Origin of the sequence: Arthrobacter crystallopoietes BAB-32 (assembly GCF_000328305.2) — a bacterium.
GTDB lineage: Bacteria > Actinomycetota > Actinomycetes > Actinomycetales > Micrococcaceae > Crystallibacter > Crystallibacter crystallopoietes_A.
Genome location: NZ_ANPE02000095.1, coordinates 1 through 16,556 on the forward strand (window position 1 = coordinate 1; position 16,556 = coordinate 16,556).

At 67.6% G+C, this 16,556-nt stretch carries 17 protein-coding genes; 11 read left to right on the plus strand and 6 right to left on the minus strand.

The features are described 5' to 3' along the window. The coding region (locus tag D477_RS06895) for an ATP-dependent DNA helicase RecG (RefSeq protein WP_005268288.1) at window positions 1-1,437 on the plus strand (1,437 nt) is incomplete at its 5' end. A gap of 3 nt (window positions 1,438-1,440) precedes the next feature. Next, window positions 1,441-2,031: a 16S rRNA (guanine(966)-N(2))-methyltransferase RsmD gene (gene rsmD, locus D477_RS06900; protein ID WP_005268289.1), complete on the plus strand. Its 591-nt coding sequence runs from the start codon at window positions 1,441-1,443 to the stop codon at window positions 2,029-2,031. Here the strand turns inward: rsmD and D477_RS06905 are convergent. Both D477_RS06905 and D477_RS06910 read right to left on the minus strand, forming a co-directional pair. Beyond that, complete coding sequence (locus tag D477_RS06905; RefSeq protein WP_005268290.1) at window positions 2,009-2,779, minus strand: spermidine synthase; 771 nt, start codon at window positions 2,777-2,779, stop codon at window positions 2,009-2,011. The genes rsmD and D477_RS06905 overlap by 23 nt on opposite strands. Window positions 2,780-2,782: 3 nt before the next feature. Next, window positions 2,783-4,024: an aminotransferase class I/II-fold pyridoxal phosphate-dependent enzyme gene (locus D477_RS06910; protein WP_005268291.1), complete on the minus strand. Its 1,242-nt coding sequence runs from the start codon at window positions 4,022-4,024 to the stop codon at window positions 2,783-2,785. 73 nt (window positions 4,025-4,097) lie between these two features. On the opposite strand from D477_RS06910, the gene coaD reads away from it, so the two are divergent. The 8 genes from coaD (at window position 4,098) to fmdA (ending at window position 9,522) form a co-directional block, all read left to right on the plus strand. Beyond that, on the plus strand, window positions 4,098-4,577 hold the full coding sequence (coaD, locus tag D477_RS06915) for a pantetheine-phosphate adenylyltransferase (protein ID WP_005268292.1): 480 nt from the start codon (window positions 4,098-4,100) through the stop codon (window positions 4,575-4,577). 94 nt (window positions 4,578-4,671) lie between these two features. After that, window positions 4,672-5,271, plus strand: a complete 600-nt coding sequence (locus tag D477_RS21750; RefSeq protein ID WP_005268293.1) for a YceD family protein — start codon at window positions 4,672-4,674, stop codon at window positions 5,269-5,271. A gap of 2 nt (window positions 5,272-5,273) precedes the next feature. Continuing rightward, entirely contained in the window at window positions 5,274-5,477 is a 204-nt protein-coding gene (gene rpmF, locus D477_RS06925; RefSeq protein WP_005268294.1) for a 50S ribosomal protein L32, read from the plus strand. A gap of 11 nt (window positions 5,478-5,488) precedes the next feature. Continuing rightward, the gene (gene rnc, locus D477_RS06930) at window positions 5,489-6,184 is read left to right on the plus strand and encodes a ribonuclease III (protein WP_043846016.1); all 696 of its coding nucleotides are present in this window, start codon (window positions 5,489-5,491) and stop codon (window positions 6,182-6,184) included. Continuing rightward, complete coding sequence (gene mutM / locus D477_RS06935; protein WP_005268296.1) at window positions 6,177-7,151, plus strand: bifunctional DNA-formamidopyrimidine glycosylase/DNA-(apurinic or apyrimidinic site) lyase; 975 nt, start codon at window positions 6,177-6,179, stop codon at window positions 7,149-7,151. Before rnc ends, mutM begins: the two co-directional genes overlap by 8 nt. A gap of 150 nt (window positions 7,152-7,301) precedes the next feature. After that, a complete protein-coding gene (locus D477_RS06940; RefSeq protein ID WP_005268297.1) occupies window positions 7,302-7,940 on the plus strand; it encodes an AmiS/UreI family transporter in 639 nt (212 codons plus the stop codon). Next, on the plus strand, window positions 7,940-8,224 hold the full coding sequence (locus D477_RS21755; RefSeq protein ID WP_005268298.1) for an FmdB family zinc ribbon protein: 285 nt from the start codon (window positions 7,940-7,942) through the stop codon (window positions 8,222-8,224). Before D477_RS06940 ends, D477_RS21755 begins: the two co-directional genes overlap by 1 nt. A 41-nt stretch (window positions 8,225-8,265) precedes the next feature. Next, the gene (gene fmdA / locus D477_RS06945) at window positions 8,266-9,522 is read left to right on the plus strand and encodes a formamidase (RefSeq protein WP_005268299.1); all 1,257 of its coding nucleotides are present in this window, start codon (window positions 8,266-8,268) and stop codon (window positions 9,520-9,522) included. A gap of 67 nt (window positions 9,523-9,589) precedes the next feature. Here fmdA and D477_RS06950 read toward each other — a convergent pair whose 3' ends face one another. Genes D477_RS06950 through D477_RS06965 form a run of 4 tightly spaced genes read right to left on the minus strand, consistent with a single transcriptional unit; the run spans window position 9,590 to window position 15,124 of the window. Beyond that, on the minus strand, window positions 9,590-10,405 hold the full coding sequence (locus D477_RS06950; RefSeq protein ID WP_005268300.1) for a serine hydrolase domain-containing protein: 816 nt from the start codon (window positions 10,403-10,405) through the stop codon (window positions 9,590-9,592). Between the two features lie 14 nt (window positions 10,406-10,419). Then, window positions 10,420-11,451, minus strand: a complete 1,032-nt coding sequence (locus D477_RS06955) for an NAD-dependent epimerase/dehydratase family protein (RefSeq protein ID WP_005268301.1) — start codon at window positions 11,449-11,451, stop codon at window positions 10,420-10,422. Then, the gene (locus tag D477_RS06960) at window positions 11,448-14,105 is read right to left on the minus strand and encodes an alpha/beta fold hydrolase (RefSeq protein ID WP_005268302.1); all 2,658 of its coding nucleotides are present in this window, start codon (window positions 14,103-14,105) and stop codon (window positions 11,448-11,450) included. The genes D477_RS06955 and D477_RS06960 overlap by 4 nt, the downstream gene beginning before the upstream one ends. After that, a complete protein-coding gene (locus D477_RS06965) occupies window positions 14,099-15,124 on the minus strand; it encodes a 3-oxoacyl-ACP synthase III (protein WP_005268303.1) in 1,026 nt (341 codons plus the stop codon). Before D477_RS06965 ends, D477_RS06960 begins: the two co-directional genes overlap by 7 nt. A 246-nt stretch (window positions 15,125-15,370) precedes the next feature. Here D477_RS06965 and D477_RS06970 point away from each other — a divergent pair. After that, the coding region (locus tag D477_RS06970) for a chromosome segregation SMC family protein (RefSeq protein ID WP_005268304.1) at window positions 15,371-16,556 on the plus strand (1,186 nt) is incomplete at its 3' end.

The window sequence follows — 16,556 nt, forward strand, 5'->3', positions numbered from 1 at the left end:
AAGCCCGGCGGCCTGCTGGAGCGGTTCGACGCCGCGCTGCCGTTCACCTTGACCGCCGGCCAGCGCGATGTCGGCGCCACGCTGGCGGAGGAACTGAGCGCGGACCATCCGATGAACCGGCTGCTGCAGGGCGAGGTCGGCTCCGGCAAGACCTTGGTGGCGCTGCGCGCCATGCTGCAGGTGGTCGACGCCGGCGGCCAGGCCGCGCTGCTGGCTCCCACGGAAGTCCTGGCGGGCCAGCACTACGAATCGATCCGCCGCACCCTGGGGCCCCTGGCGGAGGCCGGCATGCTGGGCGGGGACGCGAACGGCACCCGCGTGGCCCTGCTCACCGGTTCGGTCACCGGCTCCGCGCGCCGGAGGATCCTGCTGGACATCGCCTCCGGCGAGGCTGGCATCATCGTGGGCACGCACGCCCTGCTCTCCGAGGAAGTGCAGTACTTCGACCTTGGCCTGATCGTGGTGGATGAGCAGCACCGCTTCGGCGTCGAGCAGCGTGACGCGCTCCGGTCGCGGGCCGTCCGGCCGCCGCACCTGCTGGTCATGACGGCCACACCCATTCCGCGAACGGTCGCGATGACGGTGTTCGGGGACCTGGAGACCTCGGTGCTGCGCGAGCTCCCCGCGGGGCGTGCCGCGATCCGCACCCACATGGTCGGCCTGCCGGAGAATCCCAAGTGGGAAGGGCGCATCTGGGAGCGTGCCAGGGAAGAGATCGACGCCGGACGGCAGGTTTACGTCGTCTGTCCCAAGATCGGGGAAGGCCAAAGCGAGGACCCGGCGTCGCTGGAGCCAGTGGGGGACGCTGAGGACGACAACCGCGTGCTGGTCTCCGTGCTGCAGACCGCGGAAGAGCTCGCGTCGGTCCCGGCGCTGGACGGCGTGCGGATCGGAGTCCTGCACGGCCGGCTCGAGCCCGAGGAGAAGAACGCCACCATGGCCGCGTTCACCGAGGGGCGGCTCGACCTGCTGGTGTCCACCACGGTGATCGAAGTCGGCGTCGACGTCCATAACGCCACGTTGATGGTCATCCTGGATGCTGACCGGTTCGGCATTTCGCAGCTGCACCAGCTGCGCGGCCGGGTGGGCCGCGGCGGGCTGCCCGGCACCTGCCTGCTGGTGACCCGGCTCGAACCGGGACACCCCAGCCGCCAGCGGCTGGAGGCCGTCGCCGCCACCACCGACGGTTTCGAGCTGTCCCAGGAGGACCTGAAGCTTCGCCGCGAAGGCGACATCCTCGGCGCCACGCAGTCCGGCGGCAAGTCCACGCTGAAGCTGCTGCGGGTGCTCAAGGACGAGCCGATCATCGAACAGGCACGCACGGACGCGGCGGCCATCATCGAGCACGACGCCGTGCTCGGGGATTATCCCGAACTGGCCGAGGCCATCGAGCTGTACCTGAATCCGGAGAAGGAAGCCTTCCTTGAACGGGGCTGATGCATGAGCAGGATCATTGCCGGAGCTGCCGGCGGGCTGGCTCTGGCCAACGTGCCCGGGACCGGAACCAGGCCGACCACCGACCGGGTGAAGGAAGCGCTGTTCTCCCGGCTGGAGTCCTATGACATCCTGCACGACGCCGTGGTGCTCGACCTCTTCGCCGGCTCCGGCGCGCTCGGGATCGAATGTGCCAGCCGCGGGGCGGCGCGGGTCGAGCTCGTCGAATTGAACGAGAAAGCCGCTGGGGTGTGCCGCCGGAACGCCGACCAGGTCAACACCGTGCTGCGACGCCGGGTGGTCCAGGTGCATCGTACGGGTGCCGAAGGCTTCCTGGCCAAGCTGCAGGCCGGCGGGCACTACAACCTGGTCCTGATGGATCCGCCCTACACACTTACCGACAGCAAGCTCGCGCTGCTGCTGGATCTGCTGGTGCCGGTGCTGGCCGGCGGCGCGGTGGTCGTCGTCGAACGCTCCTCCCGCTCACCGCAGCCGCAGTGGCCCGCGGGGCTGGAGTGCTTCTCGGACCGCAAGTACGGAGAAACCCAGTTGTGGTTCGCCGAGCCGGCCGAGGCTAGCCTCCAGCAAAATCCCTGAGCCCGGCCCCGGTCAGCACCCCTGCCGGATGCGGACCGGCAGCCAGCAGCGCCGCCGTCCACTCATCCGGCCATGGATCGCGCCGTGCCGCGACCACCAGATTGCCGGGATGGCGGCAGCTGAACATGCCGGCGTCGGCGAGCAAGGCGGCGTGGGCGGTGTGTTCGAGGACTGCGGCCAGCTGGCGCTTGGCGAAGGCCAGCGGCGGGTCGTCGCCGATGTTCACCAGCAGCACCCCTTGCGGGGCCAGCAGGTCCAGGAGCTCGCCGTAGAAGTCCGCCGTGGTGAGATGCGCCGGGGCGTCCTCGCCGGCGAAGACGTCCAGCACCACCAGGTCGAAGGGGCCCTCCACCTCGCCGAAGGCGACCTCCTGCCGGGCGTCGCCGATGTACACGGTCAGGTCCGTGCCTTCCGGCAGCGGCAAATGGTCGACGACGAAATCCAGCAGTTCGCGTTCGAGCTCAACGGCGTACTGTTCGGAACCTGGCCTCGTCGCCTGGAGGTAGCGGGCCAGTGTCAGCGCCCCGGCCCCCAGATGCAGGCAGCGCAGCGGCACGCCGGCCGGAGCCGCCAGGTCGGCCACATTGGCAATCCGCCGCAGGTACTCATAGAAGACTTCGCTCGGCTCCCTGAGGTTCACATGGGACTGCTCGGCGCCACCGATGGACAGGATGTAGCTTCCGGCCACGCGCGTGTCGGGAAGGATTTCGGCGTGCTCTCCGGCGCCGCGCAGGAACCTTGCGGGCATGGGTTACAACCGATCCTTGAGCTGGGCCAGGCGGGCCGCTGCCTCTTCCAGCACCTCTGGGCGCTTGCAGAAGGCGAACCGCAGCAGCGACTTGGTGCGTTCGGCGCCCTCCGGATGGCAGAACACGGGCACCGGGATGGCCGCCACCCCGACGAGTTCGGGCAGGCGGCGGGCCAAGGCCGTCGCGTCGGTAACGCCTAGCGGGGCGGTGTCGACGTTGATGAAGTAGGTGCCCTCGGGCAGGAAGACCTCCAGGCCGGCGGTGCGCAGTCCGTCGGCGAGGATGTCGCGCTTGGCCTGCAGGGTTGAGGAAATGCCTCCGTAGAAGGCGTCGTCCATGGCCAGCCCCGCGGCCACCGCGGCCTGGAACGGTGTGCCGGAGGAGTAGCTCAGGAACTGCTTGACGGTGCGGACTGCGGCGACGAGCTCGGGCGGGCCGCTGACCCAGCCGACTTTCCAGCCGGTGAAAGAGAAGGTCTTGCCGGCCGAGGAGATGGTCAGCGTCCGTTCCGCAGCCCCTGGCAGCGTGGCCACGGGGACGTGTTGGACGCCGAAGGTCAGATGTTCGTAGACCTCGTCCGTGATGATCACGGCGTCGTGCCGGTGTGCCAGTTCCACAATCCGGGTCAGCTCCGTGTGCGTGAAGACGCTGCCCATGGGGTTGTGCGGGTTGTTGACCAGGATGACCCTGGTCCGGTCACTGACGGCGGCTTCCAAAGCATCGAGGTCGGGATGGAAATCCGGAGCAACCAGCGGGCTGGTGGTGTGCGTGGCGCCGCTGAGGCCAATGACCGCGCCGTACGAGTCGTAGAACGGCTCGAAGGTGAGCACCTCGTCGCCCGGACCGGTGAGTGCCAGCAGGGCTGCGGCGATCGCCTCGGTGGCCCCGGTCGTTACGACGATCTGGTCTTCCGGATCCAGGTCGAGGCCGTAGAAGCGCTGCTGGTGGGCGGCGATGGCATCGCGCAGCGCGGGAATGCCCTTGCCCGGCGCGTACTGGTTGGCACCGGAGGCGATGGCGTCCCGGGCCGCTTCGGCCATAACGTCCGGACCGTCTTCGTCCGGGAAGCCCTGGCCGAGGTTGATGGCTCCGGTCCGGACGGCCAGCGTGGTGATCTCTTCGAAAATGGTCACATCCAGCCGCCCGTCGGCGCCCAGCAGGTTGGCTCCGGCAGCAGCCCGCTGCCACGGCGCCTGGAGAGTGCCTTGCCGGCCTTGGGCTAACGTCCTGTCGGTTCTGCTCATGCTTCCCAGTATTACCACTGCTATCGGCCCGGTCTGCTGCAGCCCGCCGTTCCCATGGGCTAGATTCGTAGATATGCGCCGCGCCGTCTGCCCCGGATCCTATGACCCCCTGCACAACGGACACGTGGAAATCATTGCCCGTGCCGCCAGCATGTACGACGAAGTGATCGTGGCCGTTTCCACGAACTACGCCAAGAAGTACCGCTTCGATCTGCAGACCCGGCTCCAGATGGCCACCCAGACGCTGTCCTACCTGCGCGGGGTGACTGTGGAGCCGATGGGCGAGGGCCTGCTGGCCGAGTTTTGCCGCAGCCGCGGTGCCAACGTCATCCTCAAGGGCCTGCGCACCACGCAGGACTACCACTATGAACTGCCGATGGCCCACATGAACCGCCACTTGACCGGCGTCGAAACCATCTTCCTGCCCGCCGAAAGCAGCTACACCCACCTCTCGTCCACGCTGCTGAAGGAAGTCGCCGCGCTCGGCGGCGACATCTCCGAGTTCGTGCCCAAAGCCGTGCTGGAACGGTTCCGGCAGGAGAAGGACCAGTAGCCCCCTCCGGCGCGTCATTTGAGACTGCGCCGCGGTTCAGGCTATGATGATTCGTCGGTCATATGTTCAGTAGGGAGTTCTCATCAACGTGGTCATGAATCATGATCAGAATTCGCCATTGACCATTGGTGTCAAGGAGCTCGGGCGCAGCCCGGGCAGCATGCGGACCCTCAACGAACATGTACCAGCACCGAAGGATTTCGGTGTGGCACTCATAGGCGTGGAGGAAGGCTCCGACATGGAGCTGGATCTCAGGCTTGAGTCTGTCCACGAAGGTGTCCTGGTCTCCGGCACTGCCACCGTTAGCCTTAAGGGCGAATGCGGCCGCTGCCTGGATCCCATCGCCTACGAACAGGACGTTCGGGTGCAGGAACTCTTCTACTTCGAGGGATTTGATTCTCAGGATCAGGGCCCGGATGATGAAGAGGCTGAAGAGCAGCGGCGGGTTGAGCACGATTCAATCGATCTCGAACCGGTGTTGCGGGACGCAGTGGTGACATCCCTGCCGTTCCAGCCGGTGTGCCGGGAAGACTGTAAAGGCCTTTGCCCTGAATGCGGGATGCGCCTTGAAGAGGATCCGGGTCACCACCATGAGGTCTTGGATCCTCGCTGGGCAGCCCTCGCCGGGCTGGCCGGCACGGTTGCCGACGAGGCGCCAACAAGTACAGAGTCAGACGAGAGAGAAGAGAGTTAGCCGTGGCTGTTCCCAAGCGGAAGATGTCCCGCTCGAATACGCGCGCACGCCGGTCCCAGTGGAAGGCAAGCGCCCCCAACCTGGTCAAGACCGTCGAAAACGGCCGCGTGACCTACAGCCTGCCGCACCAGGCCAAGGTTGTCACCGATTCGGCCGGCACCGCGCTGTTCCTTGAATACAAGGGCCGCAAGGTAGCCGACGTCTAAGCACGTCCGGCATGCCTTCAACTGAAGAGCTTTTGAAGCGTCTCGGCGTCGATATCGACGCCGAGACGCTTCGTCTTGCCCTGACCCACCGCTCCTACGCGTACGAGCACGGCGGGCTGCCCACCAACGAACGGCTGGAATTCCTCGGGGACTCGATCCTCGGTTTCTCCGTCACCGACGCGCTGTACCGGGACAACCCCGACCTGCCGGAAGGCGAACTGGCCAAGCGGCGTTCCGCCGTCGTCAGTACCCGCGCGCTGGCCGGCATTGCCCGCGAACTGGGCATCGGGCCGCACATTCTGCTGGGCCAGGGCGAAAAGCTCACCAACGGAGCGGACAAGGCCTCCATCCTCGCCGACACGGTCGAAGCGCTGATTGGCGCGACCTACCTGACCAACGGGATCGAGACGGCACGCCAGATGGTCATGCGCCTGATCTCGCCGCTGCTGGCGGACGCCGAGGCCCTCGGCGCCGGCACGGACTGGAAGACCAGCATCCAGGAGCTCGCGGCTGCCCGCAAGATGGGCAGCGTGGAGTACGCCGTCCAAGGCTCCGGTCCGGACCATGCCCGCACCTTCGTGGCCACCCTGCACATTGGCGGCGTCGCCTACGGGCAGGGCACCGGCCACTCGAAGAAGGAAGCGGAGCAGGAAGCCGCCGCCGTCTCGTGGCGTCAGCTGCGCGCCGCCGAGACGGCCGATGCCTGAACTCCCCGAGGTCGAGGTGGTCCGCCGCGGCCTGGCGCAGTGGGTGCGCGGCCGAACGATCACCAAAGTCGAAGTCCTCGACGAACGCTCCATCCGCCGGCACGTCCTCGGCGCTGAGGACCTGCGCGGCAACCTCGAGGGCGCCCGGGTCGTCGACGCCGTCCGGCGCGGCAAGTTCCTGTGGCTGCCCCTGCAGGAGGACGGCCAGAACAACGCTAACGACGGCGGTGCGCCGCACCTTGCGCTGATGGTGCACCTGGGCATGAGCGGCCAATTGCTGATCGAAGATGCCGAGGCCCCGGATGAGAAGCACCTGAAGGTCCGGCTGACCCTTAGCCCGGGCACTGACACCGGCGGCAACGTGGCGCCCGCCGAGCTGCGGTTCGTGGACCAGCGGATCTTCGGCGGGATGTTCCTGGCAGACCTGGTGCCCACCGCGGACGGTCATCCCGGCGGGCTCGCGGAGACCCCGCTGCCGCTGGTGCCGGTGGAGGCGTCCCACATTGCCCGGGACCCGCTGGATCCGGCGTTCTCCTTCGACGCCTTCTACCAGCGGCTGCGGGCGCGGAAGACCGGTATCAAGCGCGCCCTGCTGGACCAGGGGCTCATCTCCGGGATCGGCAACATCTACGCGGACGAGGCGCTCTGGGCTGCCAAACTGCATTTCGCCCGGCCCACGGATACGCTGCGGCGCAAGGACGCGCTGGCCCTGGTGGACGAGTGCAGGGACGTGATGAACCGCGCGTTGGACGCGGGCGGCACCAGCTTCGACTCTCTCTACGTCAACGTGAATGGCGCCTCCGGCTACTTTGCCCGCTCCCTGAACGCCTACGGCCGGGAAGGCGAGCCGTGCCCGCGCTGCGCCGCGCTCGGCCTGGACACCAGGATCCGGCGGGATTCCTTCATGAACCGCTCGTCCTACACCTGCCCGGTGTGCCAGCGCCGCCCGCGCAACGGCCGCTGGTAACCGGGAGTTCCCTTCCCGCTTCCCCATGTGGGTCAGTCTCCGGCTCCATCAGGTTTTCCCAAGGCCGCTCCATTGACCTGGGAAACTAGAGGTTGTTAGGTTCGGCCCTATATTCGTTGGTAGTTCCACTTCCTTTGCAACGAGGCAAATATGGCTAGTGCTGGACTGTTATACGTTGGAGCAATTCTTTTCATCAACGGGCTAATGCTGCTCGGCCGGATTCCCGGAAAATCAGCCGCTATTCTGAATCTTTTCGTAGGGGCACTGCAGACCGTCGTACCTCTCGTCCTGCTGGCGCAGGCGCAAGGTGAGCTCGCCGCAACGTTTGCTGCGGCCGGCCTGTTCCTATTCGGCTTTACCTATCTTTACGTCGGTATCCTGCAGTTGACCGGCATCAGTCCGGAGGGATTGGGCTGGTTCAGTCTTTTCGTCGCAGTGGTCGCCGTTGTCATCGGAATCCTGAGTTTCACTTTGATCTCTGATCCGCTATTCGGGGTTATCTGGATCACTTGGGCGGTGCTGTGGTTCATGTTCTTCCTGCTCATGGCCTTGGGCAGGGAATCAATCACAGCGGCAACCGGGTGGTTTGCTATCTTTTGCGGTTGGTTGACCTGTACCATCCCGGCTTTGCTGTTGCTCAGCGGCAGCTTCGTCTCTACCCCCGCTACGGCTTGGGTTGGTGGCATTATCTTCGCCGCATCTTTCGCAGCCTCGCTGTTCCTGGGACGGGCTCGGGAGCGGCGGAACCGGGACCAAGTAGGTCCGGCTTCGGCGCGAGGAGCGTCCTGATGACCCTATACGAATACCGCTGCGCCCAATGCGATGCAGTGGAACTTAATTTCGCCATGGGTCACGCGCCCCAAAGTGCCGACTGTCCCGTCTGCGGGCTTAAGGTCCGCAGGGTCTTCAGCTCGCCACGACTGTCTGTTGCAGGATCCAACGCCTACAAACTGGTGGACAGCACCGCCCGGAGCGCCCATGAACCGGAGGTGGTCGCCAGACTGCCCCAGAGGAAAACTGCTGCTCAACGTTACACGCACAATCCGCTGCACCAGAAGCTTCCGCGGCCCTGAGGCAAGGGGAGTGGAAGATCAACGAAGGAGAGTAGAGATTAATGCCTGAAGTCATTTTCCCGCTCGACTCGAGCAAGAAATTCGAAGACCAGGAGAAAGTCGGACACAACCGTTGGCACCCGGAAATTCCACCGGTTGCCAGCGTCAAACAGGGGGTTTCCGTCCGGATAGACTGCCGCGAGTGGTTCGACGGCGCTATCGTCAATGACGATTCCGCTGAAGATATCCTAAATGCACCACTGCTGACGGTCCACAAACTCAGTGGACCGTTTGCCATCGAAGGGGCCCAACCGGGTGACCTGCTGGTCGTCGACATCCTCGATGTAGGACCGATTCCGCAGGAGGACTCCGGGCCGTTGGCGGGGCAAGGCTGGGGTTACACCGGCATTTTCGCGAAGACCAACGGCGGCGGTTTCCTCACGGACCAATTCCCCGATGCGTACAAGGCCATCTGGGACTTCACTGGGCAGAAGGCAACCTCTCGCCACGTGCCGAATGTTTCGTTCAACGGCATCATCCATCCCGGCCTGATGGGCACAGCTCCTTCCGCGGAGTTGCTGGCCAAGTGGAACAGACGCGAAGGCGACCTGATCGCGACGGATCCCGACCGGGTTCCCCCGCTGGCGCTGCCTCCCGAGCCGCAGTACGCGCTTCTTGGTGGTGTATCGGATTCGGATTTTGATCGGGTAGCAGCTGAAGCCGCCCGCACGGCGCCGCCCCGCGAGAACGGCGGAAACCAGGACATCAAGAACCTGACCAAAGGTTCGCGGGTCTTCTACCCGGTATTCGTGGACGGTGCGAACTTCTCCCTAGGGGATCTGCATTTTTCCCAAGGCGATGGCGAGATCACCTTCTGTGGCGCCATCGAAATGGGCGGATTCATCGATCTGCGTTTCGAAGTTATTAAGGGGGGAATGGACACGTACGGTGTGAGCGAGAACGCCATCTTCATGCCAGGAACCACGGACCCCCAATTTTCCGAGTGGCTAGCGTTCTCGGGAACTTCGGTGACGCTGGACGGCAAACAGCACTATCTGGACTCGCACTTGTCCTACCAACGTGCTTGTCTGCACGCGATCGATTACCTGACCAAGTTCGGCTATAGCCCTGAGCAGGCCTACCTGCTTCTCGGCGCAGCGCCGATCGAGGGCCGGCTCTCCGGGGTGGTGGATATCCCCAACTCATGTTCCACGGTCTATCTGCCGACGTCGATCTTCGACTTCGACGTGCGCCCCTCTGCATCCGGGCCGTTTCAGATAGACCCAGGCATCGGAGCGCCCCGCGCCTCAGCAGGCTGAGCAGTCCTATACAGTGTCCGGATCGCCGCGTCTACCGGCGGCCCGGACCTCCGCGGCTAGACCCGCTTCAGCCGGTTAGGTCCGCCAGCAACGCGTCCGTGTAAACCGGCCAGGCCTCGGCCGCCCACGGCCCGAAGTCGCGGTCCGTGAGCACCACGCAGGCAGCGCCGGCGGCCGGATCCACCCAGAGGAAGGTCCCGGACTGGCCGAAGTGCCCGAACGTGTCCGGTGAGCTGGCTGAACCGGTCCAGTGCGGCGACTTGCCGTTGCGGATCTCGAACCCGAGCCCCCAGTCATTGTGCTGCTGGCGGCCGAAGCCGGGCAGCACGCCGGCCAACCCGGGGTACTCCACCGTGGTGGCGGCGGCCAGGGTCGTCGGATCCAGCAGCCGGGGCTGCTGGAGTTCCGCGGCGAAGCGGGCCAGATCGGCGACGGTCGACGTGGCAGCGTAGGCGGGGGAGCCGTTGAGCTCCGTGGCGGACATGCCCAGCGGCTCCAGCACGCCCTCGCGCAGATAATCGGCGAACGGCATGCCGGCCGCGTGCTCCAGCGTTTCGCCCAGAACATCGAAGCCCGCATTGGAGTAGAGCCGTCGGGCGCCGGGGGCGAAGCGCACGGTCCGGTCGCCGAAGTCATAGCCGCTGCAGTGGGCCAGCAGGTGCCGCACCGTCGAGCCCTCGGGTCCGGCGGGCTGGTCCAGTTCCAGGGCGCCTTCCTCGACGGCCACCAGCACCGCGTACGCGCTCAGCAGCTTGGTGACCGACGCCAGCCGGTACGGCCGCTTCTGGCTGCCGTGCGCATCGAGGACGGTGCCGTCCTTGCCGATGAGGGCGGTGGAGGCGTTGGCCACCGGCCATTGGTCGATTTGGGTCACGCTGTCCATAGTGGTTGTCCTCCTCAGGCGGTCCGGCCGGGCTGGTAGTGGGCGGCCAGCCGGCGCAGGCCTTCGTCGATGCTGACCGAAGGGGTCCAATCCAGCACCTCGCGGGTACGGCGCTGGTCGAACCAGTGCGCTGTCGAGAGCTGCTCGGCCAGGAACCGGGTCATCGGCGGCTCGTCCTGGACGAGACCGCGGCGCCCGGCGGCCAGCCAAGCGCGTTCAAGGACGGCGCCGGCCCCGCGCGCCACCCGTCCGGGCACGCGCCAGGCCGGAGGCTTGACTCCGCCGGCTTCGCAGATGCCGGCCAGCAGTTCGCCGACGGGGCGCGGTTCGCCGTTGGTCACTACCAGAGCCTGTCCGTGCGCCTGCTCCATCCGTTCCAGCGCGCGGACAATGGCGGCGGCGGCGTTGTCGATGTAGGTCGTGTCAATCAGCGCGGCGCCATGGTCCAGCAGCGGCAACCGGCCGGCCTTCGCCCGCTCGAGCACGCGCTCCACGAGCTGGGTGTCTCCGGGGCCCCAGACAACGTGCGGACGGACCGCCGTGACCCGGAAACCGGGAGCGTCCGCGGACAGGGCGAGCAGCTCCGCGGCGGCCTTGGAGCGGGCGTAGTGGCCGCGTGCGCGGTCCGGGTCCGCCGCCGCTGCTCCGGCGCCGGCGATCGCCTCGCCGAAATGCGCTACCGAGGGGGAGGAAACGAAGACGAGGTCGTGCACGCCGGCCGCGCGGGCCTGGTCCAGGAGTGTCCGCGTGCCGTCGATATTCACCGCCACGAACTCGTCCCATTCCCCGGTGAAGGACACCTTGGCGGCCAGATGGATGACGGCGTCCATGCCGTCGACCGCCCGGGCAACCGCCTCCGGGTCGGCCAGCGAGCCCGGCACCTGCTCGGGAACGGGACCTCCCGCCGCGCGGGCCGGGCGCCGCTGGAACGTGCGCACACGGTGCCCCTGCTCCAGCAGCAGGGCCGCGACAGCACCGCCGAGCATCCCGCTGGCCCCGGTGACCAGGACGTTGCGCGGGTCCTGCTCCTGAGTGCGGCGGCTCATGGCGTTCCCATCTTTCCGCCGGCGAGCGCCCCTTCAGCCCAGCGGGCCAGCCGCGCCCGGTCGATCTTCGAGTTGTGCCGGATGTCCGTGGGGAGCTGCGGCACCGTCAGCACCGCGGCCAACTCCAGCCCGGCGGCCTGTACGACGGCGTTGCGCACTTCGCGGGCGAGCCCACCGAGGGCGGGGCCAGCCTTACGCACCGGCGGGACGGTTTCCACGACGGCGACCGGAACTTGTGCCCCCTCGGGACCTACACCGACGACGGCGGCCAGCCGCACGCCGTCGTGCGTTTCCGCTGCCTGTTCCGCGGCGACAGGCGTGACGACGCCGCCAGCCGTGGTGATGATGTGGGCCAGGCGTCCTTCCACCCACAGCCTGCCCTCGGCGTCGAGATGCCCGACGTCGCCGGTGCGGTGCCAGCCGGGAACGGACGCCGACTGCGTCTGGGTGATCCACAGCCGGTCGTAGCGGTCCTTGACATGCGGGGCGCTGACCAGGATCTCGCCCGTGGTTCCCGGCGCCGCCGACGGTTCCGATGCGGGAAGGCCGCTGGCATCGAGGGCGGCGATCGCCACCCGGACGCCGACCACCGGCGTTCCGACGCAGACGCCGTTGCCGGTACCGGCGGCACGGATCCCGGCCAGGCTGATATCCGTGACGGGCAGCGCTTCGGTCATGCCGTAGGGAGTGTGCAGCGAGGCGGCAGGGAGGAGCTGCTGGACCCGGGCCAGCAGCGGCTCGGGGATCGGGGCGCCCGCGGACAGCAGGAGCTCGACCTTCTCCAGCGCGGCCCGCTGCTCCGGTGCCAGCTCGCCGGCCGTGGCCAGCACATTGGCCAGCGCCGCGGGGGAGGCGAACACCGCGGTCGCTTGGACCGCTGCGGCGGCATCGGCGAGCGCGGCGGCCGTCAAGGTCCTGGGTGCCGTGACGTCCATGTCCGGGGTGACCGAGGTGGCGCCCAGCGCCGGTCCGAGCAGGGCGAACGGCGCAAAGCCGGCCACCAGCGCGGTACCGGCCTCCAGCTTGTAAGTGTCCTTCAGAGTGTCCCGCATCGCCGCCAGCTGCCGGTGCGTGTAGACCACGCCCTTGGCCGGACCCGTGGAGCCTGAGGTGAAGAGGATGGCGGCGTCGGCGTCCGGATCGGGAGCCCAGGCTCCAGCCGCATCCGGCCGGCTGCCTTCCGCTGCGCCAGCGGCCAGCAGTTCGGCCAGCGTGGCCTCGACGCCGTAGAGCCGCCGCTTCGCCTGGGGCAGCTCCGCGACACTGATACGCCGGCCGGGCCAGTTGAGCATCCGCGCCCCGGCGAGTGCCCGCTCGATCCCGACGATGAAGTCCGGTCCGGCTCCCTTGATCGCCCGGCTCAGCCCGGCGGTGCCGAGCCCCGCATCGGCAACGACCACGACGGCGCCGAGCTTGAGGCAGGCGTAGATCAGCGAAGTCAGTTCGATGCCCGGCGGCACGAGCAGGTTGATCCGGTGTCCCTCGCGGACGCCTTGAGCTGCCAGGCCCGCTGCCAGCAGTTCGACTTGCCCGGCCAGTTCGGCCCAGGACAGCGTGCGGGGCCCGGCGGCCGGCGCGTTCAGCGGCGCCATATCGACGACGGCGGGGGAGGAGTCTGTGCGCCGCGCCTCGAGTTCGGCGAGCATCGGCCGGTAGGGGACCTGCGGCGTGGAGGGCTGCGCCACGGCATCCGGTCCAGGGACAGCTTCCGGAGTTTGGCTGGAGCCAGCCGGCTGCATGTCCAGCCAGCCGAACACCGGCGAAGCGATGTCCCGGTCCTCGGGCAGCAGGTGGCCTGCTCCTTCGAACCGGTGCACGTCGGCGTGCGGCAGGCGCTGGAGCAGGTCGCGCAGGTAGCGGTCGGAGAAGACCGGGTCCTGCGGGCCCCACAGCAGCAGCGCCGGAACGTCCAGCCCGCGGATTCCCTCCGCCACCTCGGTCAGGGCCGGCCAGCTCGGGGCGGACGGGTCGGCGGGAATGTCAGCGACGAAGTTGCCCACCCCGGAACGCCGGGCGGCGGTGAGGTACGGCGCCATGAACGCCCGCCGTACGTCCTTGGGCAAGGCGGGACGCGCCAAAGCGTGGGTCACGCGCAGGAAGGCCGGCGACGTCGTCGTACCCCACTGGTGGACGGCCGGATGCAGCGCGAGCTTCAGCGCCGCAGGCAGGTCGAAGCCGGCGGGGTGGACAGCTGTGTTGTTCAGGACGATGCCGGCCAGCTGGCTGCGGTGCCGCAGCGCCCAGCCGAGCGAAATGACGCCGCCCCAGTCATGGCCAACAGTGACCACCGGACCCTCGAGGCCGAGCTCGGCGGTCAGGTCGCCCAGATCGGTGATCCGGTCCGCGAGCCGGCGGAAGCGGCCGGTGCGGGGGGAGAAGCCCATGTCCAGATGGTCGACGGCGACCACACGCCAGGGCTTGCTGCGTTGGCTGGCGGCGGCGAGCAGGCTGCGCCATAGGTAGGACCAAGTGGGATTGCCGTGAACGCAGAGCAGCGTCCCTTCCGGTTCGACGCCGCGGCCTGCCAGCTCCGGGCCGTTGTCGAGCAGATGCCAGGTGTGGACTGTGCCTGCGGGGTCGACGGCGGCGGTGGACGGGACGCGGACGCGGCGGGACCATTCGGCCGGGACGCCGGGCCAGAGCTCTGCTACCACGCAATCTCCATCATGGTGGTGTTCAGGCCGGAGCCCACGCCCATGCACAGGACGCGGTCGCCCCTGTGGAGGGTCTGCGCTTCCTGGGCCAGGGTCATCGGCAGCGACGCCGGACCAACGTTGCCCCACTTGGGGAAAGTGATGGGCACGCGGTCGCGGACGAGGCTGACGGCCTTGATGATGGCGTTGGTGTAGGAGGTGGACACCTGGTGCGTGACGTAGCGGTCCATCGACCTCCAGTCCCAGCCGTTGCCGTGCGCCTCGTGCCACGCGCTGACCACCAGCTCGAGGCCGTTGTCGAGGAGGCCTTTGGTATCGGTGTACATGCCGCTGTGGCCGCCGACGCACAGCTCGTGGTGCTCGGTGCCGGCGCGGGAGACGCCGCCAAGGATCCGGTGCGAACCCGGGTGCTGGTCCGCCGGGCCGATCACGGCGGCGGCGGCACCCGAGCCCAGCGTGAGGGTGGCGAACTCGCGCAGGTAGTCCTCGCGGGTGGAGTCCGGACGGTTCAGCCGCTGGAACGTGGTTTCCTGGGTGGGCTGGGCGTCTTCGCCGGCGACGATGAGGGCATACTTGATCTGGCCGGAATCGATCATGTTGGCAGCGAGGGTGATGCCGTTGACGAAGCCGAGGCAGGCATTGGCCAGGTCGAAATTCATGGCCGACGACGGCAGTCCCAGCCCGTGGTGGATCTTGACCGCAACCGAAGGCTCCAGGTTGCGGCGGGTTACCGACGTGTTGATGAGCAGGCCGATCTGGCCCGGCTCGACCCCGGCCTCGGCCATGGCTTTGGCGCCGGCTTCGATCGCGCCGTCATCGAAGGACGAGCCGGGCGACCACCAGCGGCGTTCGCGCACGCCAGCGACACGTTCCAGCAGTTTCCGCGACAGCCGCAGCCGCTTCAGGCTGGGCTCCAGCCGTTCGTCGAAATCTTCCGAGCTGACTGCCACCGGTGCCTCCACGCTCGAGACGGCCAGCAGTGCCGTGTTGTCATGTCGAAACGTCGCGTTACCGGTCAATATCCAGCCTTTATTCGTGTTTATTCCTGCTCCACCGGTGCACGCGCCGCTGAAGCCCCGAAACCTTAACTATGCACCCAACCGGCGCGTTCCCGCATATGCGCGCCGGGCCATGAAACCGCTCTCTGTTGTCCTCCACAGTGCCACTCCGGGCGGCAGTTGTGTGCAAGACGCCGCAAGTTGCCGGGCTGAATGCGGGAAACACGGTAGATTGTGTCAAGGAATGAACGCTGCGGGAGACACAATTTGCATCTGAAATCTCTGACGGTACGCGGCTTCAAATCATTTGCGTCGGCCACGACCTTCGATTTCGAGCCCGGCGTGACCGCCGTGGTCGGTCCGAACGGCTCAGGCAAATCCAACGTCGTCGACGCCTTGGCCTGGGTGATGGGCGAGCAGGGCGCCAAGACACTGCGCGGCGGCAAGATGGAGGACGTCATCTTTGCCGGCACCGCCGGCCGCGCGCCGCTGGGCCGGGCCCAGGTGTCGCTGACCATCGACAATACCGACGGCGCCCTGCCGATCGAATATTCGGAAGTCACCATTTCCCGGACCTTGTTCAGGGCCGGTGGATCCGAATACGCCATCAATGGGAGCAACTGCCGGCTGCTGGATATCCAGGAACTGCTGAGCGATTCCGGCCTGGGGCGCGAGATGCACGTCATCGTCGGGCAGGGCCAGCTGGACCGGATCCTGCATGCGACGCCGGAGGACCGGCGCGGCTTCATCGAGGAAGCCGCGGGGATCCTCAAGCACCGGCGGCGCAAGGAAAAAACCGTCCGCAAGCTGGAGGCGATGCAGGCGAACCTGACCCGCTTGACCGACCTGACCACGGAACTGCGCCGCCAGCTGACCCCGCTGGGCAAACAGGCCGAAGTCGCACGCCGCGCCCAGCAGGTCCAGTTCGAGGTCCGCGACGCACGGGCACGGCTGATGGCTGATGACCTGGTCCAGCTGACCAGCGCCCTGCAGCAGGACATCGCCGACGAGGCAGCGGTCAAGGCCCGGCAGGCGGAAGTGGAGCGGACCCTTGAGGCCGGCCGGCGCCGGTTGGCCGAGCTGGAACGGCTCGCCGCCGAAGCGACGCCGCGCGTCAATGCCGCCCGCGACGCATGGTACCGGCTCTCCGCCACGCGCGAGCGCTTCCGGTCCCTGGGCAACCTGGCCAATGAACGGCGCCGGCTGCTGGGCCGCGAGGATGCCGCGCCGGATCCGGGACGGGACCCGGAGCAGCTCGAGCAGCAGGCCGCCGCGGTCCGCGAAGAGCAGGCCGAACTTGAGTTCGAGCTCGAAGAGCGGCGGATGGCCCTCGATGATGCAGTGGCTGCCCGCGCCGCAGCCGAGGAGTCCGCCGCGGCCGAGGAAAAGCGCCTCACTGCGGTCCTGCGGGCAGCGGCAGACCGGCGCGAGGGCCTGGCCAAGCTGGCCGGCG

Coding starts and splice junctions, on each gene's coding strand:
- mutM (WP_005268296.1), top strand. CDS start 6,177: ATGCCTGAACTCCCCGAGGTCGAGGTGGTCCGCCGCGGCCTGGCGCAG.
- rnc (WP_043846016.1), top strand. CDS start 5,489: ATGCCTTCAACTGAAGAGCTTTTGAAGCGTCTCGGCGTCGATATCGAC.
- D477_RS06940 (WP_005268297.1), top strand. CDS start 7,302: ATGGCTAGTGCTGGACTGTTATACGTTGGAGCAATTCTTTTCATCAAC.
- D477_RS21750 (WP_005268293.1), top strand. CDS start 4,672: ATGAATCATGATCAGAATTCGCCATTGACCATTGGTGTCAAGGAGCTC.
- D477_RS06955 (WP_005268301.1), bottom strand. CDS start 11,451: ATGAGCCGCCGCACTCAGGAGCAGGACCCGCGCAACGTCCTGGTCACC.
- D477_RS06910 (WP_005268291.1), bottom strand. CDS start 4,024: ATGAGCAGAACCGACAGGACGTTAGCCCAAGGCCGGCAAGGCACTCTC.
- D477_RS06905 (WP_005268290.1), bottom strand. CDS start 2,779: ATGCCCGCAAGGTTCCTGCGCGGCGCCGGAGAGCACGCCGAAATCCTT.
- D477_RS21755 (WP_005268298.1), top strand. CDS start 7,940: ATGACCCTATACGAATACCGCTGCGCCCAATGCGATGCAGTGGAACTT.
- D477_RS06950 (WP_005268300.1), bottom strand. CDS start 10,405: ATGGACAGCGTGACCCAAATCGACCAATGGCCGGTGGCCAACGCCTCC.
- fmdA (WP_005268299.1), top strand. CDS start 8,266: ATGCCTGAAGTCATTTTCCCGCTCGACTCGAGCAAGAAATTCGAAGAC.
- coaD (WP_005268292.1), top strand. CDS start 4,098: ATGCGCCGCGCCGTCTGCCCCGGATCCTATGACCCCCTGCACAACGGA.
- rsmD (WP_005268289.1), top strand. CDS start 1,441: ATGAGCAGGATCATTGCCGGAGCTGCCGGCGGGCTGGCTCTGGCCAAC.